The organism is Telluria antibiotica, from assembly GCF_011682055.1.
GTDB lineage: Bacteria > Pseudomonadota > Gammaproteobacteria > Burkholderiales > Burkholderiaceae_D > Telluria > Telluria antibiotica.
The window spans coordinates 243,151-266,547 of record NZ_JAAQOM010000004.1; the positions used below are offsets into that span (position 1 = coordinate 243,151).

Annotated in this window: 18 protein-coding genes; 16 read left to right on the forward strand and 2 right to left on the reverse strand. The window is 64.0% G+C overall.

Translation table 11 applies throughout. The features are described 5' to 3' along the window. Positions 1–5: 5 nt before the first annotated feature. Together HAV22_RS08660 and HAV22_RS08665 are read right to left on the reverse strand one after the other, a co-directional pair. Complete coding sequence (locus HAV22_RS08660) at positions 6–2,537, reverse strand: ABC transporter permease (RefSeq protein ID WP_166858538.1); 2,532 nt, start codon at positions 2,535–2,537, stop codon at positions 6–8. A 1-nt stretch (position 2,538) separates the two neighbouring features. Then, the gene (locus tag HAV22_RS08665; protein ID WP_166858540.1) at positions 2,539–3,555 is read right to left on the reverse strand and encodes an adenosine deaminase; all 1,017 of its coding nucleotides are present in this window, start codon (positions 3,553–3,555) and stop codon (positions 2,539–2,541) included. 618 nt (positions 3,556–4,173) lie between these two features. On the opposite strand from HAV22_RS08665, the gene HAV22_RS08670 reads away from it, so the two are divergent. From HAV22_RS08670 to HAV22_RS08745, 16 genes are all read left to right on the forward strand, one after another. Then, entirely contained in the window at positions 4,174–6,096 is a 1,923-nt protein-coding gene (locus tag HAV22_RS08670; RefSeq protein WP_166858541.1) for a PrkA family serine protein kinase, read from the forward strand. Positions 6,097–6,279: 183 nt separating this feature from the next. Further along, positions 6,280–7,551: a YeaH/YhbH family protein gene (locus HAV22_RS08675; RefSeq protein WP_166858543.1), complete on the forward strand. Its 1,272-nt coding sequence runs from the start codon at positions 6,280–6,282 to the stop codon at positions 7,549–7,551. A 12-nt stretch (positions 7,552–7,563) separates the two neighbouring features. Next, complete coding sequence (locus HAV22_RS08680; RefSeq protein ID WP_166858545.1) at positions 7,564–9,090, forward strand: SpoVR family protein; 1,527 nt, start codon at positions 7,564–7,566, stop codon at positions 9,088–9,090. A 570-nt stretch (positions 9,091–9,660) separates the two neighbouring features. Next, positions 9,661–10,323 (forward strand): energy transducer TonB, encoded by a 663-nt coding sequence (locus HAV22_RS08685; protein WP_166858547.1) that lies wholly within the window; start codon positions 9,661–9,663, stop codon positions 10,321–10,323. Between the two features lie 82 nt (positions 10,324–10,405). Then, positions 10,406–11,341, forward strand: coding sequence for a MotA/TolQ/ExbB proton channel family protein (locus HAV22_RS08690; RefSeq protein WP_166858549.1), 936 nt, complete (start codon positions 10,406–10,408; stop codon positions 11,339–11,341). A gap of 3 nt (positions 11,342–11,344) precedes the next feature. Then, positions 11,345–11,773, forward strand: a complete 429-nt coding sequence (locus HAV22_RS08695; RefSeq protein WP_166858551.1) for an ExbD/TolR family protein — start codon at positions 11,345–11,347, stop codon at positions 11,771–11,773. A 79-nt stretch (positions 11,774–11,852) separates the two neighbouring features. Then, complete coding sequence (locus tag HAV22_RS08700) at positions 11,853–12,284, forward strand: ExbD/TolR family protein (RefSeq protein ID WP_208296118.1); 432 nt, start codon at positions 11,853–11,855, stop codon at positions 12,282–12,284. 70 nt (positions 12,285–12,354) lie between these two features. Further along, on the forward strand, positions 12,355–13,587 hold the full coding sequence (locus tag HAV22_RS08705) for a tetratricopeptide repeat protein (protein WP_166858553.1): 1,233 nt from the start codon (positions 12,355–12,357) through the stop codon (positions 13,585–13,587). Between the two features lie 242 nt (positions 13,588–13,829). Further along, entirely contained in the window at positions 13,830–14,801 is a 972-nt protein-coding gene (locus HAV22_RS08710; RefSeq protein ID WP_166858555.1) for a bifunctional riboflavin kinase/FAD synthetase, read from the forward strand. Between the two features lie 85 nt (positions 14,802–14,886). After that, the gene (gene ileS, locus HAV22_RS08715; protein WP_166858557.1) at positions 14,887–17,775 is read left to right on the forward strand and encodes an isoleucine--tRNA ligase; all 2,889 of its coding nucleotides are present in this window, start codon (positions 14,887–14,889) and stop codon (positions 17,773–17,775) included. Positions 17,776–17,826: 51 nt separating this feature from the next. Continuing rightward, positions 17,827–18,348: a signal peptidase II gene (gene lspA / locus HAV22_RS08720; protein ID WP_166858559.1), complete on the forward strand. Its 522-nt coding sequence runs from the start codon at positions 17,827–17,829 to the stop codon at positions 18,346–18,348. 37 nt (positions 18,349–18,385) lie between these two features. Then, a complete protein-coding gene (gene coaBC, locus HAV22_RS08725; RefSeq protein ID WP_166858817.1) occupies positions 18,386–19,606 on the forward strand; it encodes a bifunctional phosphopantothenoylcysteine decarboxylase/phosphopantothenate--cysteine ligase CoaBC in 1,221 nt (406 codons plus the stop codon). A 40-nt stretch (positions 19,607–19,646) separates the two neighbouring features. After that, positions 19,647–20,096, forward strand: a complete 450-nt coding sequence (dut, locus tag HAV22_RS08730; RefSeq protein WP_166858561.1) for a dUTP diphosphatase — start codon at positions 19,647–19,649, stop codon at positions 20,094–20,096. Positions 20,097–20,108: 12 nt separating this feature from the next. Beyond that, the gene (locus HAV22_RS08735; protein ID WP_166858564.1) at positions 20,109–21,197 is read left to right on the forward strand and encodes a M48 family metallopeptidase; all 1,089 of its coding nucleotides are present in this window, start codon (positions 20,109–20,111) and stop codon (positions 21,195–21,197) included. Positions 21,198–21,505: 308 nt separating this feature from the next. Further along, positions 21,506–22,402, forward strand: coding sequence for a DMT family transporter (locus HAV22_RS08740; RefSeq protein ID WP_166858566.1), 897 nt, complete (start codon positions 21,506–21,508; stop codon positions 22,400–22,402). Beyond that, positions 22,399–23,298: a DNA-3-methyladenine glycosylase family protein gene (locus tag HAV22_RS08745; protein WP_166858568.1), complete on the forward strand. Its 900-nt coding sequence runs from the start codon at positions 22,399–22,401 to the stop codon at positions 23,296–23,298. Before HAV22_RS08740 ends, HAV22_RS08745 begins: the two co-directional genes overlap by 4 nt. Positions 23,299–23,397: the final 99 nt, after the last annotated feature.

Consider the following 23,397-nt stretch of genomic DNA (forward strand, 5'->3'; position numbering starts at 1 on the left):
GTATGTCACGCCTCCCTGAGCGTCTGCAACGGTGGCTGCCGCAACACATTGCGGAGGCCAAGCCAGCCGCCGACCAGCGCACACACGGCGCCCGCGACGAGGCCCGCGATCCAGACGGTCGGATCGAACGTCCACGGGAACTTGAACTGGTACTCGGCCAGCGCCCAGCCCAGCGCCGCCGCGCCCGACGCCGCCAGCAGGCCGGACAGGCCGCCGACCAGCACGAACTCGATGCGCTGCGCCCGCGCCAGCTGGCCGCGCGTGGCGCCCAGCGCGCGCAGCAGGCCCGCTTCGCGCGTGCGCTCGGCCGTTGACCCCATCAGCGCCGCGTACAGCACGAGCACGCCGGAGGCCAATGTGAACAGGAACAGGAATTCCACGGCGACGACGACCTGGTCGAGCACGTCCTGCACCTGGCGCAGGATGCCGCTGACGTCGATGACCGTGAGGTTCGGCCACGCGCGCGTCAGCGTGTTGGCGAGGCCGATGCCCCGCGCAGGCAGGTGGAACGCCGTCATGTACGTCGTCGGTGCGTCGCGCATGGCGGCCGGGTTGATGATGACGAAGAAGTTCGCGCGCATCGAGCCCCATTCCAGCTTGCGCAGGCTCGTGATCCGCGCGTCGACGACCTGGCCGCCCATGTCGAAGCGCATCGTGTCGCCCAGTTTCAGGCGCAAGGTGCGCGCGAGGCCCTGCTCGACCGACGCTTCGGCCACGCCCGGCGCGTCGCGATACCAGCGGCCTTGCACGATCTCGTTCGTCGCGGGCAGCGCGCTGGTGGACGACAGGTTGAACTCGCGCTCCGCGAGGCCTTTCGCGCGCTCGTCCGTGTACGTGGTCGCCGTCACCGCGTTGCCGTTCACCGCGACGAGGCGGCCGCGGATCATCGGGTACAAGGTGACGTCGCGCACGCCGGCCGCGCGGATCGTGCGCGCGACGCCGTCGCGCTGGTCGGGCTGGATGTTGATGATGAAGCGGTTCGGCGCATCGGGCGGCGTGGCCGTGCGCCAGGCCGCCATCAGGTCGCCCCGCACGACGGTCAGGACGAGCAGCGCCATCAGGCCCAGCGACAGCGACACGATCTGCACGACCGTCGCGCCGGGCCGCCGCTGCAGCGACGTGACGGCGAAGCGCCACGCCTGGTGGCGGAACGCGCCGCGCACGCTGCGCAAACCGCGCAGCGCCAGCCAGCCGACGAGCGCGAACAGGCCGAAGGCGCCGGTGAAGCCGCCCGCGGTCAGCAGCGCGAGCTGCAGGTCGCCGGCCTGCCACAGCAGCAGTCCGACGAAGACCGCGGTGCCGAGGCCGTACGTAGCCAACGCGAGCGGCTTCGGTGCATCCTGCTCGCGCCGGATCACGCGGTTGTGCGGCACGTTGCGCAACTGGAGCACGGGCGGCAGCGCGAAACCCACGAGCAGCAGCAGGCCGGTGGCGATGCCCTGCAGCGCGGGCAGCGCCGACACGGGCGGCAGCTCGGTCGGAATCAGGCCCTTGACCATCTCGAGCAGCACGAAGTGCGCGCCGAAACCGACGAGCACCCCGAGCACGCTGCCCGCGAGGCCGACGATGAGGAATTCGACGAGGAACAGCGTCCCGACCTCGTTCTGCGTCATGCCGAGGCAGCGCAGCATGGCGCAGGCGTCGAGGTGGCGCTGCATGAAGCGGCGTGCGGCCATCGCGACGGCCACCGCGGCCAGCATCGCCGACAACAAACCGACGAGCGACAGGAAACGCTCGGCGCGGTCGATCGTCGAGCGCATCTCGGGGCGGCCGTTTTCCAGGGTCTCGATGCGCACGCCACGTACGTTGTCGGCAGCGATCCTGCCGCGCAGCCACCGTTCGTACCCGGCGACGGAAGCCTGGTCGTTCGGCGACTTCGCCGCGACCTGCATGCGGTACGTGACGCGCGCATAATTGTCGACGAGGCCCGTGGCTTGCAGGTCGCCGAGCGCCAGCATCACGCGCGGCGCGAAGTTGGCGAACGAGGCGCCGCGGTCCGGCTCCGACGCGATCAGGCGGACGATCTTGAAACTCTTGTCGCCCAGCTGGATCGTCGAGCCGACCTTCGCGCGCAGCGGCGGCAGCAGGTTGACGTCGACCCACACCGTACCCGGCGCGGGCGTGTCGTGCGTGACGTCGCCGAGCGCTTCGCTCGCGTCAATCGGACTCGTCGTCACGCGCATGGTGCCGCGCAACGGATAGCCCGGCGACACGGCCTTCACGGACGCGAGCAGCGCCTGCGACGCGTCGCCCTGCCCCGCCTGCGCCATGCTGGGAAACGTGACGGTGTCGGCCAGCACGAGCCCGCGCCGCACCGCTTCGTCGCGCCAGTCCTGGCGCAGCGGCTGGTCGGCATTCACGAGCAGGTCGGCGCCAAGCAGCTGGCGCGCGTCGCGGTTCAAACCCGCGCGCATGCGGTCGACGAAAAAGCCGACGGCGGCCAACGCCGACACCGCGACCACGAGCGCCACCAGCAGGAAGCGCAATTCGCCCGCGCGCCAGTCGCGCATCGTCATGCGCAGCGATTGCTTCAGCATGTCATGCGGCCTGCGCGGCGTCGAAGAACGCGTCGACCTCGGCGAGCCAGGCGCGCTTGCGCTCCGGTTCGACAAAGGCAGCGGCAAAGCTGTTCTTCGCGAGCCGGCGCGCGTGGCCCGCGTCGAGCGGCAGCGCGTCGAACGCGGCCAGGTAGTTGTCGTTGACGTAGCCGCCGAAATACGCGGGGTCGTCCGAGTTCACGGTGGCGACGAGGCCCGCGTCGAGCAGGCGCCGCAGGTTGCTGTCGCCCATCACGTCGAACACGCGCAACTTGGTGTTCGACAGCGGACATACGGTCAGCGCCATCTGCTCGCGCGCCAGGCGCTCGACCAGCGCGGGGTCTTCGAGGCAGCGCACCCCGTGGTCGATGCGCTCGACGTTGAGGACGTCGAGTGCGCTCTCGATGTACGCCGGCGGCCCCTCCTCGCCCGCGTGCGCGACGAGGTGCAGGCCCAGGTTGCGCGCGCGCTCGAACACGCGCGCGAATTTTTCCGGCGGATGGCCGACTTCGGACGAATCGAGGCCCACGCCGATGAGCTTGTCGCGGAACGGCAGCGCTTCCTCCAGGGTGGCGATGGCTTCTTCCTCGGACAAATGGCGCAGGAAACACATGATCAACGTGGCGCTGATCGGGCCGTCCTGGCAGGCGCGCCAGATGCCGTCGATGACCGTCTTGAACGGCACGCCGCGCGCCGTGTGGGTCTGCGGATCGAAGAAGATCTCGGCGTGGCGGACGTTGTCGGCGGCGGCGCGCTGCAGGTACGCCATCGTCATGTCGTAGAAGTCCTGCTCGGTCAACAGCACGCTTGCGCCCGCGTAATAGATGTCCAGGAAAGACTGCAAATCGGTGAAAGCGTACGCTTGGCGCAACGCTTCAACGGATGCATACGGCAGCGACACCCGATTCCTTTGCGCTAACTCAAAAATCAGCTCGGGCTCGAGCGAACCTTCGATGTGGATGTGCAATTCTGCTTTCGGCATCGCCTGCAGCAGGTGGCGCAGCTGGTCGTTCAGCATGGGATCTCCGCGATGGATCGTGAAATGGATACAGGCGACCAGTGTAGCGCATGGCTGCCCGCCTCTCATTTCACGGGAGAATTCCTGGTATGTCGGGACGCGATACGCGTGCGCCACTGCTTAGCAAGATGGTGCACTATTTACTTACCAATTAATAAACACGATTGCCGCTGCCGGGGGCAAAAGTCCCGAATGGAAATCATGTCGTTAATACCAAAACCAGGGTAAAGACGTGGTCCTCGATCCTATTTAAATTATTTATTTTCTTATTCGTTTCAAGGACTTGGAAAGACCACGCACAAGTGCGCGACACTGTTTTGACTTCGAGAACTAATAGGCAGATAATAAATTTCATAAGCGTAAGAAGACGCTCTCTGCGGGCGCTAACAAACCGGCGAGGGGCCTCGCCACCAGCGCGGATCCACGACAGCGGGCTCCACGAGGTCCCGGTAAAACTGGTTGAGAACAAGAACATCGCCCTACGTTTTGTGTCAGATCTTCTGACCTCCAGACGCAGGCGGCGACCCCGACAACAACACCTGCCAAAACGGGGCTTGGGCGGCTGACTTCACGGGCCGCCGGACAGTGATCAGTGTTAGCACATTAGAGGACATTCACATGACCATTTTTGATAACTACGCAGCCCGCTATGAGCGTACCCGGGAAGAGGAATACTCCCTGTCTGAGTACCTTCAGCTTTGCAAAAAAGATCCCCTGACTTACGCCAGCGCTCCCGAGCGCATGCTGGCCGCAATCGGCGAACCCACCCTGGTCGACACCCGCCTCGACCCGCGCCTGTCGCGCATCTTCGCCAACAAGGTCATCAAGATTTATCCTGCTTTCCGCGAGTTCTACGGCATGGAGGAAGTGATCGAACAGGTGGTTTCCTATTTCCGTCACGCGGCCCAGGGCCTCGAAGAGCGCAAGCAGATCCTTTATCTGCTGGGACCGGTCGGCGGCGGTAAGTCGTCCATCGCGGAAAAACTCAAGCACCTGATGGAACAGGTGCCGTTCTATGCGCTGAAAGGCTCGCCGGTGAACGAATCGCCGCTCGGCCTGTTCAACGAAGAAGAGGATGGCGCGATCCTCGAGGAAGACTACGGCATCCCGCGCCGCTTCCTGCGCGCGATCCCGAGCCCGTGGGCCGTCAAGCGCCTGCACGAGTACGGCGGCGACATCAACAAGTTCCGCGTCGTCAAACGCTATCCGTCGATCCTGAAACAGGTCGCGATCTCGAAGACGGAACCAGGCGACGAAAACAACCAGGACATTTCCTCGCTGGTCGGCAAGGTCGACATCCGCAAGCTGGAAGACTATGCGCAGGACGATCCGGACGCCTACAGCTATTCCGGCGGCCTGTGCCTGGCGAACCAGGGCCTGATGGAATTCGTCGAGATGTTCAAGGCGCCCATCAAAGTCCTGCACCCGCTGCTGACCGCGACGCAGGAAGGCAACTATAAAGGCACCGAGGGCTTCGGCGCGATCCCGTTCGAAGGCATCATCCTGGCGCACTCGAACGAGTCGGAGTGGAAGACCTTCCGCAACAACCGCAACAACGAGGCATTCCTCGACCGGATCTACATCGTCAAGGTGCCGTACTGCCTGCGCGTCGCCGACGAGATCAAGATCTACGACAAGCTGCTGCGCAATTCCTCGCTCGACAAGGCGCCCTGCGCCCCGGGCACCTTGCGCATGATGGCCCAGTTCGCGATCCTGTCGCGCCTGAAGGACCCGGAAAACTCGAGCATCTATTCGAAAATGCTCGTGTACGACGGCGAGAACCTGAAAGACACCGACCCGAAGGCCAAGTCGCTGCACGAATACGTCGACTATGCCGGCGTGGACGAAGGCATGAACGGCCTGTCGACCCGCTTCGCCTTCAAGATCCTGTCCAAGGTCTTCAACTTCGACAACACGGAAGTGGCAGCGAACCCCGTGCACCTGCTGTACGTGCTCGAACAGCAGATCGAGCGCGAGCAGTTCCAGCCGGAGACGGAACAGCGCTACCTGTCCTATATCAAGGAGCACCTGGCGAACCGCTACGTCGACTTCATCGGCAAGGAGATCCAGACGGCCTACCTGGAAAGCTATTCCGAATATGGCCAGAACATCTTCGACCGCTACGTCACGTTCGCCGACTTCTGGATCCAGGACCAGGAATTCCGCGATCCGGACACGGGCGAAAGCTTCGACCGCGAAACGCTCAACGCCGAGCTCGAGAAAATCGAGAAACCGGCCGGCATTTCGAACCCGAAGGATTTCCGCAACGAAATCGTCAACTTCGCGCTGCGCGCACGGGCGACGAACGGCGGCAAGAATCCTGCGTGGACCAGCTATGAGAAGTTCCGTACGGTGATCGAGAAGAAGATGTTCTCGAATACCGAGGAGCTCCTGCCGGTCATTTCGTTCAACGCGAAGGCCAGTGCGGAAGATGCAACCAAGCACGCCGACTTCGTTGCTCGTATGGTCGAAAAAGGCTATACGCCCAAGCAGGTCCGCCTGCTGTGCGAATGGTACTTGCGCGTCAGGAAGTCCTCGTAAAGGCCATCGCAAAACCAGGAGCGTGGGGCGGACGATGGAGCGTCCGCCAGGCAGGACCGGTGGACCGGCACGAGGCCGGCTGCCGGAATCCGCAGCGCCAACCACGTGACGACGCGGCGCGTTATATTATGTAAGGACCGGGAAGGAATCCGGCCCGCCGCGACTTTCAGCAGGAGGCCTGTTTTGACTTACCTCATCGACCGACGCTTGCAGGGCAAGAACAAGTCTGCGGTCAACCGCGAACGATTCTTGCGCCGCTATAAGGCGCAAATCAAGGATGCGGTGGGCCGGGCGATCAAGGGTCGCTCGATCACCGACGTCGAGAATGGCGAGAAGGTCTCGATTCCCGTCAAGGACGTGAACGAGCCCCACTTCGGACATGCCCATGGCGGCGTGTGGGAGACCGTCAACCCCGGTAATACGGAGTACCAGAAAGGCGATACGATCAACCGCCCCCGCGGCGGGGGCGGCGGTGCCGGGCGTGGCCGCGCCGGCAACAGCGAGCAGACGACCGAGGACGATTTCATCTTCGAGCTCAGCCGCGAAGAATTCATGAACTATTTCTTCGAGGACCTCGAGCTGCCGAATATGGTGAAGACGCAGCTCACCCAGGTCGTCGAGTACAAGAACCAGCGCGCCGGCTACAATATTTCCGGCACGCCGTCGAACATCCACGTGCTGCGCTCCCTGCGCGGCGCGCTCGGCCGGCGCATCGCGGTGGGCGGCCCTTCCCGCAAACAGCTGACGGCCCTCGAGCACCAGTTGCGCGAACTGCGCGAACAGGGTGTGGAAGACGACGATCCGCTGGTCATCGAACTCAAGCAGAAGATCCATCACCTGCACACGCGCCTGCTGGCGATTCCGTTCATCGATCCCATCGACCTGCGCTACAGCAACCGGATCAAGATCCCGAAGCCGTCCACGGCGGCCGTCATGTTCTGCATCATGGACGTGTCGGGCTCGATGGACGAAAGCCGCAAGGACACGGCCAAGCGCTTCTTCATCCTGCTGTACCTGTTCCTCAAGCGGGTCTACGAACGGATCGACGTCGTCTTCATCCGCCACCACACGGCGGCGGCCGAGGTCGACGAAAACGAGTTCTTCCACTCGCGCGAATCGGGCGGCACCGTCGTGTCGTCGGCGCTGCACCTGCTGAACAAGGTCATCAGCGAGCGCTACAGCAACGGCGACTGGAACAGCTACGTGGCGCAAGCGTCGGACGGCGACAACTGGGACAACGATTCCGTGCTGTGCAAGCAGATCCTGACCAGCGCCATCATGCCCCGCGTCCAGTACTACACCTATGTCGAGATCACGGACGGTCCCCCGCAGAACCTGTGGGAGCAGTATGCCGAAGTGGCGGCCACGCACCAGAACTTCGCCATGCAGAAGATCGTGACGCCCGCCGACATCTATCCGGTGTTCCGCGAATTGTTCAAGAAGCAGCCAAAGTAGCGAGGCCCGCTCATGCCAAGAGATCCCAACAACCCGCGCGCCCTGCCGGAACAGTCGGAATGGACGTTCGACCTGATCGAACAGGCGCACGAGGAAATCCGCCGGGTGGCCAAGAAGTTCGGCCTGGACACCTACCCCAACCAGCTCGAGATCATCACGGCCGAGCAGATGATGGACGCGTACACGTCCGTCGGCATGCCCGTCTCGTACAACCACTGGTCGTTCGGCAAGCACTTCCTGACAACGGAAAAGAACTACAAGCGGGGACAGATGGGCCTCGCCTACGAGATCGTCATCAACTCGAACCCGTGCATCGCCTATTTGATGGAGGAAAACAGCCTGACGATGCAGGCGCTCGTGATCGCGCATGCGGCCTATGGCCACAATTCCTTCTTTAAAGGCAATTATCTGTTCCGGACCTGGACCGACGCCGACGCCATCGTCGACTATATGGTGTTCGCGAAGAACTATATTGCCGAGTGCGAACAGCGTCATGGCATCGACGCCGTCGAAGAGCTTCTCGACTCCTGCCACGCGATCCAGAACTATGGCGTCGACCGCTACAAGCGGCCGGCCAAGCTGTCGGTGGCGCAGGAAGCGGCGCGCCAGAAGGAGCGCGAGGAATACATGCAGTCGCAAGTCAACGAGTTGTGGCGCACCCTGCCGCGGCGCGAGGAACAGGTGAAGGACCAGGCGCCGTCGCGCTTCCCGCTCGAGCCCGAGGAAAACCTGCTCTACTTTATAGAGAAGTACGCGCCACTGCTCGAACCGTGGCAGCGCGAACTCGTGCGGATCACGCGCAAGATTTCGCAGTATTTCTATCCGCAGCGCCAGACCCAGGTCATGAACGAAGGCTGGGCGACCTTCTGGCACTATACGATCCTGCAGGAGCTCTATAAAGAAGGGATCGTCGGCGACGGCTTCATGCTGGAATTCCTGCAGAGCCATACGAACGTCGTCTACCAGCCGCCGGCCACGAGCCCGTATTACAACGGCATCAATCCGTATGCGCTCGGGTTTGCGATGATGACCGACATCAAGCGCATCTGCGAAGACCCCACGGATGAGGACCGGACCTGGTTCCCCGACATCGCCGGCAGCGACTGGCTCAAGACCCTCGACTTTGCCATGCGCAACTTCAAGGACGAGAGCTTCATCGCCCAGTACCTGTCGCCGAAGCTGATCCGTGAATTCCACTTCTTCGCCGTGCTGGACGACGACCGCAGCGACAAGCTGACGATCTCGGCCATCCACGACGAGGCCGGATACCGCTATGTCCGCCAACAACTGGCCGATCAATACAATATCGGCAACCGCGAACCCAACATCCAGGTCTGGCAAGTCAACACGCGCGACGACCGGGCACTGACGCTGCGTCATACCCAGTTCCAGCGCCGCCCACTGAACCAGCAGGCCCATGAGGTCCTGAAGCACGTCGCACGCCTGTGGGGGTTCGATGTGCGCCTCGAGACCGTTGACCCATCCGGGCGTGTCGTCAGCAGCCTGGAGTGCCGCCGCGAGAAACGGGCACGTTACTAATCCTCCCGCCCGCACTACTCGGTGCGGGCACTCTTTTCTTCCATCCTGTTGACATCCTTCTCGCCTTGTGATGTAGTTCGACTAACATCCGACGTGGTGAGTGAGCCATACAAATCGCCTGTATCCGCATAAGCGTTTGTTATGGCCGAGCCCTCTGATCCAGGGCGAAATCCGTTTCAACAGTACGCCTAACCCGGTTTAACTTCGCTATAGTTGGCAGAAACGCCATGACGCTTTCTTATGATATTTGCTGAGCTGCAAAATAGGCATGGAAAATTCGGTGATCGGGCGTTCGCAGCCTTATCTTCTATAAGTCACGAAAGGGGCCCACACGACATTGCAAAAAAACTAACTTCCACTTCCATCGGCACCCCTGCGAGCGTACTTTCTTGATCACATTCTTTGCCTGTTTTTACAGACAAATAGCCTCTCTTTGAGGGTGTAAAAATGTATGTGCAAAAAAGAATTCGTAGGTATAATTCGCCGATGTCCCGGATGCGGCTCTTAGCTTTATGTCGTGTTTTGTGGGTTTAGTGGCAACAAAAAAAGGTTGGTATTGGAGAAAGCAGGATGAATTTTTCGCATGAGAAGAACCCCGGGAAGAATTTGACTGGTATCGCCATTGTCATCATCTTGCACCTGATCGTTGCTTACGGGATCGTGACCGGTCTCGGCAAACGGATGGTCAGCAAGATGGCCGAGGCAGTGGAGACCAAGATCATTGAAGATGTAAAACCGCCACCTCCTCCGGAGACGCCGCCCCCGCCGCCGCCGCCGGAAATGAAGGCGCCGCCTCCGCCGTTCATCCCGCCGGTGGAAGTGCAAGTGCAAACCCCGCCGCCGCAACAGAACGTGATCGCGAATGCGACGCAGACGAAACCGGCGACGACGGAAATCATCAAGGCACCGCCGGCACCTGCCGCCGCGCCCCCGGCTACCAAGCCGGCCGGCCCGGCCCGGACGCCGGCTGTCGCAGACTTCAATTCGTGCGCGAAGCCGGAATATCCGAAGGCGTCGCAGCGTAACGAAGAAACGGGTGTGTCGACCATTTCGTTCCTGATTGGTGCGGATGGCAGTGTGAAGGATTCCAAGGTCACGAAGTCCAGCGGCTTCCGCGACCTGGATAAGGCTGCTCTTGTGGCGCTGGGCAAGTGCCGGTTCAAACCGGCTACTGAAAACGGCCAGGCCATCGAGTCTTGGCAGCCGGTACAGTACGTCTGGCAGCTGGATTAACCAGGGACAGCGTATCTCTCAACGCGTGATTTTCGTTGTCATTTGTTCAGCGAACTGTTCATTTTAAATTTTTGGAGGAAGCATGTTTAAGAATACCCGTTTGTCCGCTACCGTAGCGGCTCTCCTGTTCTCGGTCACTGCGGCATCGGCACTGGTGTCCGCTCCGGCCTTCGCCGACGCTCCGGCCTCGGCAGCAGCGAGCGCCCCGGCCGCAGCACCGGCGGCTGACGCAGCAGCACCGGCAGCCGACGCTGCCGCTTCGGCACCGGCAGCGGCTCCGGCAGCTGGCGGCGAAGCCAAGAAAGAAGAAGTCGAGAACCCGTTCGGTATCTCGGCTGTGTGGGAAGGCGGCGTGGTTTCGCGCGGCACCCTGATCATCCTGGCCATCATGTCGATGGGTTCCTGGTACATCATGATCACCAAGCTGATCGACCAGATGAAGATCTTCAAGCAGTCGAAGGAAACCAACCAGAAATTCTGGAAAGCACCGTCGATCGCTGCTGGCTCGGCTCAACTGACCGACGGCTCGCCGTTCCGCTTCATCGCTGAAACCGGCACCAAGGCAACCCAGCACCACGACGGCGCCCTGCTCGAGCAGATCGACCTGTCGACCTGGGTGACGATGCAGATCCAGCGCGCCGTGGACAAAGTCCAGTCGCGTCTGCAAGATGGCCTGTCGTTCCTGGCAACCGTCGGCTCGACCGCACCGTTCATCGGTCTGTTCGGTACCGTCTGGGGTATCTACAACGCACTGACCAACATCGGTATGACCGGTAACGCGTCGATCGACAAGGTCGCTGGTCCGGTGGGTGAAGCACTGATCATGACCGCCTTCGGTCTGTTCGTTGCAGTTCCGGCCGTTCTGGGCTACAACTGGCTGGTCCGTCGCAACAAGTCGGCAATGGAAGACGTCCGTTCGTTCGGCGCTGACGTGCACTCGGTCCTGATCTCGGGCGCAATGCACACCTCGGAAGCTGCACGTGCTCAAGGCGCCAGCACCGCTAAAAAGGTTGGCTAAACCATGAGCATGAGTGTTGGCTCCGATAGCGGAGATGAAGATGCAGTGATGTCAGAGATCAACACCACGCCCCTCGTGGACGTGATGCTGGTTCTCCTGATCATCTTTCTGATCACCAGCCCGGTTGTCCTCCACCTGCAGAAGATTAACCTGCCGATCGAGACCAACCAGGCTGCCAAGACCACGCCGGAAGACGTGAACATCGTCGTCAACAAAGATGGCGAGATGTACTGGAACCAGAAGCACCTGAACAACACCGACGAGCTGTTCGATTTCCTGGCCAAGGAATCGGTGAAAGTTCCGCAGCCGGAAGTGAAGATTCGTGGCGACCAGCAAACCCGCTACGAAGCGATCGGTCGGGTGCTTTACACGGCCCAGCGTGCCGGGATTCAGAAGGTCGGTTTCATCACCGAACCGCCTGATAAGGGCTGATCCACCAGGACACAACCCGCCAGCGTGACGGTGGCTCTGCCGCTGTCACGCTGGTTCCCAAGATTTGAAAGGAAACACCATGGGTATGAACGTTGGTTCGTCCGGTGCTAAATCGGCAGATCCGGAACCGATGATGGAAATGAACATGACGCCGCTGATCGACGTCATGCTGGTGCTGATCATCATGATGATCATCACCATTCCAAAACAAAACCATTCGGTTAACTTGAACATGCCGGTTGGCACTCCGCCGCCACCGACCAAGGAACCGGTAGTCATCACGATTGACGTGGACTTCGACGGAACGATCCTCTGGGATAACACCCCCATTCCGGACCGCGCCACCCTCGAAGCGAAGCTGGCCAACGTGGCGGCCCAAGCTGATCAGCCGGAAGTGCACCTGCGTCCGAACAAGCTGGTCGAGTACAAGGTTGTCGCCAGCGTCATGGCAGCCGCCCAGCGTCTTGGCGTGACCAAGATCGGTATGGTCGGTAACGAACAGTTCCAGTAAGTCGCTTTGGCTATAATGAACACGGCAGGGTTTCCCTGCCGTGTCTATTTTGAATGAAAGAATTTCGATAATGGCTAAATTCCGCCTCGCACACCTCGGCCTCGTTGTGGCCGCCCTCGGATTCACCGCTGCTGCTCCCGTCGTTGGCCTGGCGCCCGCTTATGCGGCCGAGACCCTCCGTCCGGAAATCGGCAAGCCTCTGCAGGAAGCCCAACAGCTGATGAAGTCGGGCAAGAACAAGGAAGCGCTGGCCAAGCTGCGCGATCTGGACAAGGTCGGTGGCAAATCGGCAAACGAAACGTATTTGATCGAACGCACCCGCGCCGGTGCCGCGTCCGCCGCCGGCGACTACGAAACGGCCGCGAAGGCCTTCGAATACCTGATCGGTTCGGGCAAGCTGTCGGGCGCCGAAAAGGCCCAGTTCTCGGAAGGCCTGATCGGCATCTACATGCGTGCCGGCGACCTGGGCAAGGCAAACGCCGCGATCGAACGCCAGCTCAAGGAGCATGACGATCCGAAGCTGCGCGCCTACCTGATGCAGAACTATTACAAGCAGGGCAACATCAAGGCGCTGGAAGACGAGCTGCGCTCGGCCGAGAAGAACGGCCGCCTGAGCGAAGACCAGCTGGGCATGCTGGCCAACATCCAGCTCAAGAAGAACGACAAGGCCGGCTACGTCAACACCATCGAGAAACTGGCTGCGAACTATCCGAAGGCCCAGTACTGGACCGACCTGCTGAACCGCGTGCAAGGCAAGCCGGGCTTCTCGGGCCGCCTGTCGGTGGACGTCTACCGCCTGAAGCTGGCCAACAACCTGCTGAAGAAGCCGAGCGAGTTCATGGAAATGGCCCAGCTCGTGCTGCAGGCCGGCGCGCCGGCGGAAGCGCTGAAGGTCATCGACAAGGGCTACAAGGCAGGCGCACTGGGCACCGGCCCGGACGCCGCCCGTCACCAGCGCCTGAAGGACCTGGCCGATAAGACCCTGGCCGACCAGAACAAGAACCTGGCCGCCACCGAAGCACAGCTGACGAAGGACGCCGACAACGACGGCCTCGCCTCGCTGGGGTACGCGCTCGTGCAGTCGGGCCAGGTCGACAAGGGCCTCAAGATGATGGAAGCCGCGGCCAAGACCAAGGACTTGAAGCATCCGGAAGACGTCAAGCTGCACCTGGGCGAAGCGTTTGCCGTCGCCGGCAAGAAGCAGCAAGCCATCAGCACGCTCAAGACCGTCGGCGGTACCGATGGCACGGCGGATCTGGCCCGCTACTTCATCATGGCGATCAACAAGCCGCTGTCCAACTGACATCCTGCTTTACGCATGCCGGCCGCCCACGGGTGGCCGCACGAAGCGCAGCCCGCTCACGCCGGCTGCGCTTTTTTGTAGGGTGGGCACCCCGTGCCCACTCGTAACATTCGCACATTGCAAACGTCCGCGTGGGCACAGGGTGCCCACCCTACACTTCCCCGTGCAAACAAGGCATTGCGCTGTGCAACATGTCCTTTGCCGTATAATCTGGTATTTCGCCTAGAAGCACGATTCAACCAATGAAGGTATTTCGCGGACTTCCCAACGACAGGGCGCGCGCGCCTTGCGCCCTCACGATCGGCAACTTCGACGGTGTCCACCGCGGACACCAGGCGCTGTTGGCCCACGTGACCGCCAGCGCCCGCCAGCTCGGGCTGGAAGCCGCCGTGATGACCTTCGAGCCCCATCCGCGTGAATATTTTGCGCAGCGCAGCGGCGACATGTCGAAGGCGCCGGCCCGCATCGCGAACCTGCGCGACAAGCTGGAATCGCTGGAGCACGCCGGCATCGACCGCGTCATCGTCGAACACTTCAACGAACATTTCGCGTCGATGTCGCCCGATGAATTCACGCAGCGCGTGCTCGTCGACGGCCTGCACGTGAAATGGCTGATGGTCGGCGACGACTTTTGCTACGGCGCCCGGCGCGCCGGCAACGTCGCCCTGCTGGCCGAAGCCGGCAAGCGCCACGGCTTCGAGGTGCACAGCCTGCCGGCCGTGCTGCACGACTCCACCCGCATCTCGTCGTCGGCCGTGCGTGCCGCCCTCGCCGCCGGCGACTTCGACGCGACGCGCGCGCTGCTGGGCCACCCGTACTCGATGTCCGGCCACGTGATCCATGGCCAGAAGCTGGGCCGCACCTTGGGCTTTCCGACGTTGAACCTGCGCGTCGCCCACCGCCCCGCGCTGGCCGGCATCTTCATCGTGCAAGTGCATGGCCTGGCCGACGGCCCGCTGCCCGCGGTCGCCAGCCTGGGTGTCCGCCCGACCGTCGAGGATGCGGGCCGTATGCTGCTGGAAGTCCATGTTTTCGATTGGAATGCGCCCTGCTACGGCAAGCTCGTGCGCGTGGAATTCCTCGCCAAACTACGCGACGAAGAAAAATACGTCGACCTTCCGACCCTCACGGCCGCCATCGACCGCGACGCGCAGCAAGCCCGTGCCTGGTTCGCGCAGCGCGCCGGCGCCCTCACGGCCACCGACCGAATTTGAGCGGGGCTCGCGCGGTCTCGTCCGCTCCCGGCGCCCACGCGCCGTCCCGTCTTCACGAATAACAGCAGTCCATTTAGAAACCACCATGTCCGATACCAAGCAAGGCCAGAAAGGCCAACAAGGCAACAAGAAGCCTGAGAGCAAATACCCGGTCAACATGACCGACACCCCGTTCCCGATGCGCGGCGACCTCGCCAAGCGCGAGCCGGGCTGGGTCAAGCAATGGCAGGACAAGAAGATCTACCAGCGCATCCGCAAGGCGGCCGCCGGCCGTCCGAAGTTCGTCCTGCACGATGGTCCGCCGTACGCGAACGGCGACATCCATCTGGGCCACTCCGTCAACAAGATCCTCAAGGACATGGTGGTCAAGTCGCGCACGATCGCCGGCTACGATGCACCGTATGTGCCGGGCTGGGACTGCCACGGCATGCCGATCGAGATCCAGATCGAAAAACTGTACGGCAAGAACCTGCCGACGGCCGAGGTGCTGCAGAAGGCGCGCGCGTACGCGCTCGAGCAGGTCGACCGCCAGCGCGCCGGCTTCATCCGCCTGGGCGTGCTGGGCGAGTGGGACAACCCGTACCTGACGATGAACTTCAGTAACGAGGCCGACGAGTTGCGTGCCCTCGGCACGATGCTCGACAAAGGCTATGTGTACCGCGGCCTGAAGCCCGTGAACTGGTGCTTCGACTGCGGCTCCGCGCTGGCCGAGGCGGAAGTGGAATACCAGGACAAGCGCGACCCGGCGATCGACGTCGGCTTCCCCTTCGCGGAAGGGGACAAGCTGGCGCAGGCGTTCGGCCTGCCCGCGCTGCCGGCGGGCGACGGTTTCATCGTGATCTGGACGACGACCCCGTGGACGATCCCGTCGAACCAGGCGCTGAACGTGCATCCGGAAGTGACGTACGCGCTGGTGAAGGCCGATCGCAACGGCTCGCCGGTCATGCTGATCGTCGCGCAGGATCTCGTGGAGAGCGTCCTGCAGCGCTACAAGCTGGAAGGCGAGATCGTCGCGACGACGACCGGCGAAAAACTGGGCGGCATCCGCTTCAAACACCCCCTGCACGCGGCCGATCCGTTCTATGACCGCACGTCGCCCGTCTACCTGGCCGACTACGTGACGACCGACAGCGGCACGGGCGTCGTCCACTCGGCCCCCGCATACGGCCTGGACGACTTCCAGTCCTGCAAGGCGCACGGCATGAAGGACGACGAGATCCTGAAGCCCGTGATGGGCGACGGCCGCTTCGCGAGCACGTTGCCGCTGTTCGGCGGCATGACGATCTGGGAAGCATCCAAGCCGATCTGCAATGCGCTCACGGAAGCAGGCGCCCTGTTCGAACTGAAGATGTTCGACCACAGCTACATGCACTGCTGGCGCCACAAGACGCCGATCGTCTACCGCGCGACGAGCCAGTGGTTCGCCGGCATGGACGTGAAGCCGAAAGACGGCGGCCCCACCCTGCGCGAATCCGCACTGGCCGGCATCGCCGACACGCAGTTCTTCCCCGACTGGGGCCAGGCGCGCCTGCAGGGCATGATCGCCAATCGTCCGGACTGGACCCTGTCGCGCCAGCGCCAGTGGGGCGTCCCGATGGCCTTCTTCCTGCACAAGGAAACGGGCGACCTGCATCCGCGTACGCCGGAGCTGCTGGAGCAGGTGGCCAAGCTGATCGAACAAGGCGGCATCGACGCGTGGCACAAGCTCGACCCGCGCGACCTGCTGGGCGATGACGCGGCGATGTACGAAAAAAACCGCGACACGCTGGACGTGTGGTTCGACTCGGGCACGACGCACCAGACCGTGCTGCGCGGCTCGCACGCGGCGCAATCGCACTTCCCCGCCGACCTGTACCTGGAAGGCTCGGACCAGCACCGCGGCTGGTTCCACTCGTCGCTCCTGACGTCGTCGATGCTGAACGGCCGCCCGCCGTACAAGGCGCTGCTGACGCACGGCTTCACGGTGGACGAGCATGGCCGCAAGATGTCGAAGTCGCTCGGCAACGTGCTGTCGCCGCAGAAGATCAGCGACACGCTGGGCGCCGACATCCTGCGCCTGTGGGTCGCGTCGACCGACTACACGGGCGAGCTGGCGCTGTCCGAGGAAATCCTGAAGCGCGTGACGGAAGCGTACCGCCGCATCCGCAACACGCTGCGCTTCCTGCTCGCGAACACGTCGGACTTCGATCCCGTCAAGAACGCCGTGGCCGTTGCCGAGATGCTCGAGATCGACCGCTACGCGCTGGCCGAGACGGCGCGCCTGCAGGATGACGTGGCGAAGCACTTCGAGCGCTACGAATTCCACCCGGTCGTCGCGCGCCTGCAGAACTTCTGCTCGGAAGACCTGGGCGGCTTCTACCTCGACATCCTGAAGGACCGCCTGTACACGACGGGCGTGGACTCGTTCGCGCGCCGCTCGGCGCAGACGGCGCTGTGGCACATCGCGCACGCACTGCTGCGTATCATGGCGCCGATCCTGTCGTTCACGGCCGAGGAAGCATGGGCCGTGTTCGCGGGCGATGCGGCCTACAAGGACAGCGACGAAACCATCTTCACGCAGACGCTGTGGACCTTCCCGCAGATCGGCGACGCCGCCGCGCTGCTCGACAAGTACGCGCTGCTGCGCGCCGTCCGCGCCGACGTCACCAAGCAGCTGGAAGAAGTGCGCGCGTCCGGCGCGATCGGCTCGTCGCTGCAGGCGGAGCTTGCGATCAAGGCCGCGGGCGACAAGTACGCGGCCCTCGCGAGCCTGGACGACGACCTGAAATTCGTGTTCATCACGTCGCAGGCCAAGGTCGAACAAGTGCAGGACGCGGCCGCCGAAGCCGTCGCCGTGACGCCGTCCGACGCCGCCAAGTGCGAGCGCTGCTGGCACTACCGTCGCGACGTCGGCCACGACCACGCGCACCCGGGCCTGTGCGGCCGCTGCACGAGCAACCTGTTCGGCAGCGGGGAAAGCCGCCGCTTCGCCTGACCTACCGTCCCCGGGCCCTGTGCCCGGGGTTTTCACTTCACGACCATCGACATGGCCAGCAAAAAAAAACCGACATTCTCCGCCGTCTCGTCGCGCTCTGGCGGCAGCCTCGCCCCGTGGCTCGGCATCGCCTTCATCGTCATCCTGCTCGACCAGATCAGCAAGATTACCATCACGCGCACCTTCTCGCTCGGCGAGGAAAAGCCCATCACCGGGTTCTTCAACCTCGTGCTCGCGTATAACAGGGGCGCGGCATTCAACTTCCTGTCGGACCAGAGCGGCTGGCAGCGCTACCTGTTCGCCGGCATCGCCATCGCCGCGGTCTGCTTCATCGTGTACCTGCTGCGCAAGCACGCGGGCCAGCGCACGTTCTGCTGGGCCCTCGCGCTGATCATGGGCGGCGCCCTGGGCAACCTCATCGACCGCATCGCGCACGGCCACGTGATCGACTTCCTCGATTTCTACTGGCGCGGCCTGGAGCACTTCCCGGCCTTCAATATCGCCGATACGGCCATCTCCATCGGCGCGTTCCTGTTCATCGTCGATGAACTGCGGCGCGTGAACAAGCATTGAACGCAGCATTGAACTCAGCTTGGAGGATGTCATGAGCATGGACTTGAAGGGCAAGAAGATCGTCCTCGGCCTGTCCGGCGGCGTGGCCTGCTACAAGGCCGCGGAACTGTGCCGCGCCCTGACGAAGGAAGGTGCGCACGTGCAGGTCGTGATGACGGAAGCGGCCACGCATTTCATCGGCACCGTGACGATGCAGGCGCTGTCCGGCCGCAGCGTCTACACGGACCAGTGGGATGGCCGCGTCCCCAACAACATGGCGCACATCGACCTCACGCGCGACGCCGACGCCATCCTCGTCGCGCCCTGCTCCGCCGACTTCCTGTTCAAGCTCGCGCACGGCGCCACGGACGACCTGCTGTCCACGCTGTGCCTCGCGCGCCCGCACACGGTACCGCTGCTCGTCGCGCCCGCGATGAACGTCGAGATGTGGGAAAAAGCGCCCACGCAGCGCAACGTCGCGCAGCTGCGCGAGGACGGCGTCTGCATCCTCGGCCCCGCCGCCGGTTCGCAGGCCTGCGGCGAAACGGGCATGGGCCGCATGCTGGAGCCGGACGAACTGCTCGATGAACTCGTGGCGTCGTTCCAGCCGAAGCTCCTGGCCGGCAAGCGCGTGCTGATCACCGCGGGCCCCACGTACGAAGCGATCGACCCCGTGCGCGGCATCACCAATCTCTCGTCCGGCAAGATGGGTTATGCGATCGCGCGCGCCGCGCGCGAGGCCGGCGCCGAGGTCACGCTCGTCTCCGGTCCCACGGCGCTGCCCACGCCGCATGGCGTGCGCCGCATCGACGTGCAGAGCGCGCGCCAGATGCTGGACGCCGTCATGCAGGCCGTCGGCGGCCAGCACGTGTTCGTGGGCGTGGCGGCCGTCGCCGACTGGCGCGTCGACAACGCCAGCGACCGGAAGATCAAGAAGGACGGCAGCGGCGACGCCCCGCAGCTGCAGTTCGCGGAAAACCCGGACATCCTCGCGAGCGTGGCCGCCACGACGTCGCTGAACGGCTGGCCGTATTGCGTCGGCTTCGCGGCGGAATCGGAGAACCTGATCGAATACGGCGCCGTCAAGCGCGAGAAAAAAGGCATTCCTCTGCTCGTGGGCAATATCGGTCCGCAGACGTTCGGGCAGGATGAGAATGCGATCGTGCTGTTCGACGAAAGCGGCCACACCGTACTTCCGCGCGCGACCAAGCTGGAACTGGCGCGCCAGCTCGTATCCGAAATCGCCAAGCGCCTCGAACGCCGTTCGCTGCTGGCCTGAACCATCCCGCATCACAAGCAAAAACGACTACCCAAGCTTCATGAAGAACATCGACCTGAAAATCCTCGACCCGCGCATGAAGGACTTCCTGCCGGCCTACGCCACCGCCGGCAGCGCGGGCCTCGACCTGCGCGCCTGCATCGAGGCGCCCATGACCATCGAACCCGGCCAGACCGTCCTCGTGCCGACCGGCCTCGCCATCCACATCGGCGATCCGGGCTATGCCGCGATGATCCTGCCCCGGAGTGGACTCGGCCATAAGAACGGCATCGTTCTGGGTAATCTGGTAGGCTTGATCGACTCCGATTACCAGGGCCAGTTGATGGTCTCGACCTGGAATCGCGGCCAATCGACGTTCACGTTGCAGCCGATGGACCGCCTGGCGCAGCTGATCGTGGTGCCTGTCCTGCAGGTAGGCTTCAACGTCGTGGAGGATTTCGCAACGAGCGACCGGGGTGACGGAGGTTTCGGCTCCACCGGCAAACACTAGAATGAGGAGCACATGACCGGCATTCATCGTCAGCGCCCCGCGGGCTTCAAGACGTCCGCGCTGGGCATCACCGCAGCCCTGCTGCTGTCGGCCTGCGCCACGCAGGCCCCGCGCCAGCCGTCCACCGCGCCGCGCATCATCGAACGCAACGCGGAAGCGCCGTCCCTGACGCCGCACATGGCCGCCGCGGCCGACACCCTGACGAAGATGGCGGGCCTGCAGGACCGGTTGTACAAGGTGGCCGCCCCGCTGCTGATCCAGAATGCCGAATTGTGCAAGGGCCAGGCCCGCAACCTGCTGGGCTTCACGGCGAAGAACCGCTGGTCCTATCCGGGCGAATACAACGAAGCCGCCCACGTCGCCTTCGGCATGGACGAACGCCTGCAGGTGACGGGCGTGCTGGCCGGCAGCGGCGCCGCGCGCGCGGGCCTGCAGACGGGCGACATCCTCCTCACCGCCGGCGGCAAGCCGCTGCCGACGGGCGAACATGCGCTGTCCGAGGCGGGCGCCGTGTTCAGCAGGGTCAAGGCGAGCCTGCCGATGACGGTCGAACGCCGCCGCAGCGAGCGCGAGCTGACGATCCCCGTCACGCGCGCGTGCGCGTTCGCGATCGAGCTGGGTAACTCGGACAACGTCAACGCCTATGCGGACGGTTCGCGCGTGCTCGTCACGCGCGGCATGATCAACTTCACGCGCGACGACGACGAACTGGCGTTCGTGCTGGCCAAGACGATGGCCCACAACATGCTGGGCCACGCGGCCGCGCAGCACAACAGCGCGACGATCGGCACCATCATCGACAACCTCAAGAGCATCACGCCGGACACGTCGCTGCTGATCGGCAGTGGCGGCATCAAGGCGATGCCGGCGGAAGCCGACGCCGCCGCCGACCGCCTCGGCATCTACCTGGCCGCACGCGCCGGCTACGACGTCAAGGACGCGCCCGCGTTCTGGACGCGCCTGGCCGAGACGTATCCGCCCAGCGTGTTGAACGGCTACAGCGCCAATCATCCGGCGCTGCCGCAGCGCTTGACGGCCGTCGAGAAGGCGATCGCGGAGGTCAAGGCGAAGCGGTCTGCAAAGAAGCCGCTGGTGCCGTGAGCATCGACGAACCGACGTAATCGACAGGGGCCGCGTTTGCGGCCCCATTCAATTCCGCGTGGGCTCGTTTCATTTGAGGCACCCCGGCCTCAAATGCCCACCCTACCACGCTGACGTAGGGTGGGCACCCTGTGCCCACGCGTTCATCACCGCAAATTTGACCGCCTCCGGCAACGTTCCCGGCCTTTTTGTATCATTACCAATTCCCCACCCCCGCCGCGCAATTCGAGCGCAAGAAACGGGAAGGCGGGGCAAGCCGCGCGCCCTATCATCCGGCGCCGGTCAAACCTGATACCCACCCAGGAACCATGAACACTGCCAACCTGCTGCGCCTCATCGTGCTCGCCGCCATCTGGGGCGGCTCCTTCCTCTTCATGCGCATCAGCGCGCCCACGCTAGGCCCCGCCGTGCTGATCGAATTCCGCGTGCTGTTCGCCGCGCTGTTCCTGGCCGGTGTCGGCGTCGTCCTCAAGAAGCGCCTCGACCTGCGCGCCCACTGGAAGCATTACTTCATCCTCGGCTTCTTCAATTCCGCGTTTCCGTTCCTGCTGTTCGCATTCGCCGCGCGCACGTTGCCCGCATCCGTGCTGGCCGTGCTGAACGCCACCGCGCCGATGTGGGGCGCGCTGCTCGGCGCCATGTGGAACCGCCAGCGGATCGGCGCGCGTACGGCGCTGGGCCTCGTGCTGGGCACCGTGGGCGTCGCGCTGCTCGTCGGCTTCGACCACGCGACCACCCGTCCGGGCGCCGGCATCGCCGTCGCCGCCGCGCTGGTGGCGGCGCTGAGCTACAGCGTCGCGAGCCAGTATGCGCGCACGGCCACGAGCGTCGAGCCGTTCGCCAATGCGCACGGCACCATGTGGACGTCCGCGCTGATGGTGCTGCCCGCCCTGCCCCTGTTCCCGCCCGCGGGCGCGCCGACGGCCGGCATCGTCGGCGCCGTCGTCGCGCTGGGCGTGCTGTGCAGCGGCATCGCGTACATCCTGTACTTCAAGCTGATCGAGGAAGTCGGCACGACGTCTGCCCTCACCGTCACGTTCCTGAGCCCCGTCTTCGGCATCCTGTGGGGCCGCCTGTTCCTGGGCGAGGCGATCGGCTGGTACACGGTCGTGGGGTCCGCGGTCGTGCTGGTGGGCACCGCATTCGTGACGGGCTTCGTGCCCCGCTTCGGCCGCGCCGCGGCGCTGACGGCGTCCGGCAAATGAGCGAGCACCATCACACGATCGCGCTGCCGGCCGGCTACCGCCACGCGGACGCCTTCACGTTCCACGGCCGCGATGCCGATGCGCTGGCCGAACGGGTCGAGCCGGAAGCCGGCCGCTCCCACGGCGGCCGCATACGCAAGGGCGTGCTGCTGGGCGGCGTGCCCGTCATGCTCGACATCACGCTGCACGCGGACCGCGCCGAGTGCAGCGTCGCCAGCGATGGCGCGGCGCCCGGCGATGTCGTGCACGACGCCCTCGTGAACATGCTGGGCATGCGCATCGATCCCGCACCGTTCGAGGACGCCGTGCGCGACGACCCGCTGCTCGGCCCCGTCGTCGCGCGCCAGCCGGGCCTGCGCGTCATCCAGTCCGCCACCGTGTTCGAAGCGCTGACGTGGGCCATCATCGGCCAGCAGATCAACCTGTCGTTCGCGATTGCGCTGCGCCGCACGTTCATCGGCCTGGCCGGACGTGCCCATTCGAGCGGCCTGTGGTGTTATCCGGAAGCGGCGGACGTGGCCCGTCTCGACCTCGAGCAACTGACGAGTCGCAAGTTCTCCGGTGCGAAAGCGGAAACCCTGCTGCGCTTCGCGCGCCTCGTCGCGGATGGCGCGCTGTCGCTGGATCGCGCGGACGACCCGGCCGCCGTCGGCGAGCGCCTGCTCGCGGTCAAGGGCATCGGCCCGTGGACCGTCAACTACGCGCTGCTGCGCGGCTGGGGCTATGCGGATTGCTCGCTGCACGGCGACGTGGCCGTGCGCAATGCCATCGGCCGCCTGCGCGGCACGGAACGTCCCGGCCTGCGCGAAGCGGAAACGTTCCTGGAAGCGTATCGTCCGCACCGCACGATGGCCGCCGCCTACCTGTGGGCCAGCCTGAGCCAGGACGCCGGCTGACGCCAGCCAAACGGGCCGACGCCGGAATTTACGCGGCCACAAGGCTTACCCGCCACGCTTGTCCAGACTGCTGCTAGACGCCACTCAGGCGGACTCGAG

Coding starts and splice junctions, on each gene's coding strand:
- HAV22_RS08660 (WP_166858538.1), bottom strand. CDS start 2,537: ATGCTGAAGCAATCGCTGCGCATGACGATGCGCGACTGGCGCGCGGGC.
- HAV22_RS08665 (WP_166858540.1), bottom strand. CDS start 3,555: ATGCTGAACGACCAGCTGCGCCACCTGCTGCAGGCGATGCCGAAAGCA.
- HAV22_RS08670 (WP_166858541.1), top strand. CDS start 4,174: ATGACCATTTTTGATAACTACGCAGCCCGCTATGAGCGTACCCGGGAA.
- HAV22_RS08680 (WP_166858545.1), top strand. CDS start 7,564: ATGCCAAGAGATCCCAACAACCCGCGCGCCCTGCCGGAACAGTCGGAA.
- HAV22_RS08685 (WP_166858547.1), top strand. CDS start 9,661: ATGAATTTTTCGCATGAGAAGAACCCCGGGAAGAATTTGACTGGTATC.
- HAV22_RS08690 (WP_166858549.1), top strand. CDS start 10,406: ATGTTTAAGAATACCCGTTTGTCCGCTACCGTAGCGGCTCTCCTGTTC.
- HAV22_RS08695 (WP_166858551.1), top strand. CDS start 11,345: ATGAGCATGAGTGTTGGCTCCGATAGCGGAGATGAAGATGCAGTGATG.
- HAV22_RS08700 (WP_208296118.1), top strand. CDS start 11,853: ATGGGTATGAACGTTGGTTCGTCCGGTGCTAAATCGGCAGATCCGGAA.
- HAV22_RS08705 (WP_166858553.1), top strand. CDS start 12,355: ATGGCTAAATTCCGCCTCGCACACCTCGGCCTCGTTGTGGCCGCCCTC.
- HAV22_RS08710 (WP_166858555.1), top strand. CDS start 13,830: ATGAAGGTATTTCGCGGACTTCCCAACGACAGGGCGCGCGCGCCTTGC.
- ileS (WP_166858557.1), top strand. CDS start 14,887: ATGTCCGATACCAAGCAAGGCCAGAAAGGCCAACAAGGCAACAAGAAG.
- lspA (WP_166858559.1), top strand. CDS start 17,827: ATGGCCAGCAAAAAAAAACCGACATTCTCCGCCGTCTCGTCGCGCTCT.
- coaBC (WP_166858817.1), top strand. CDS start 18,386: ATGGACTTGAAGGGCAAGAAGATCGTCCTCGGCCTGTCCGGCGGCGTG.
- dut (WP_166858561.1), top strand. CDS start 19,647: ATGAAGAACATCGACCTGAAAATCCTCGACCCGCGCATGAAGGACTTC.
- HAV22_RS08735 (WP_166858564.1), top strand. CDS start 20,109: ATGACCGGCATTCATCGTCAGCGCCCCGCGGGCTTCAAGACGTCCGCG.
- HAV22_RS08740 (WP_166858566.1), top strand. CDS start 21,506: ATGAACACTGCCAACCTGCTGCGCCTCATCGTGCTCGCCGCCATCTGG.
- HAV22_RS08745 (WP_166858568.1), top strand. CDS start 22,399: ATGAGCGAGCACCATCACACGATCGCGCTGCCGGCCGGCTACCGCCAC.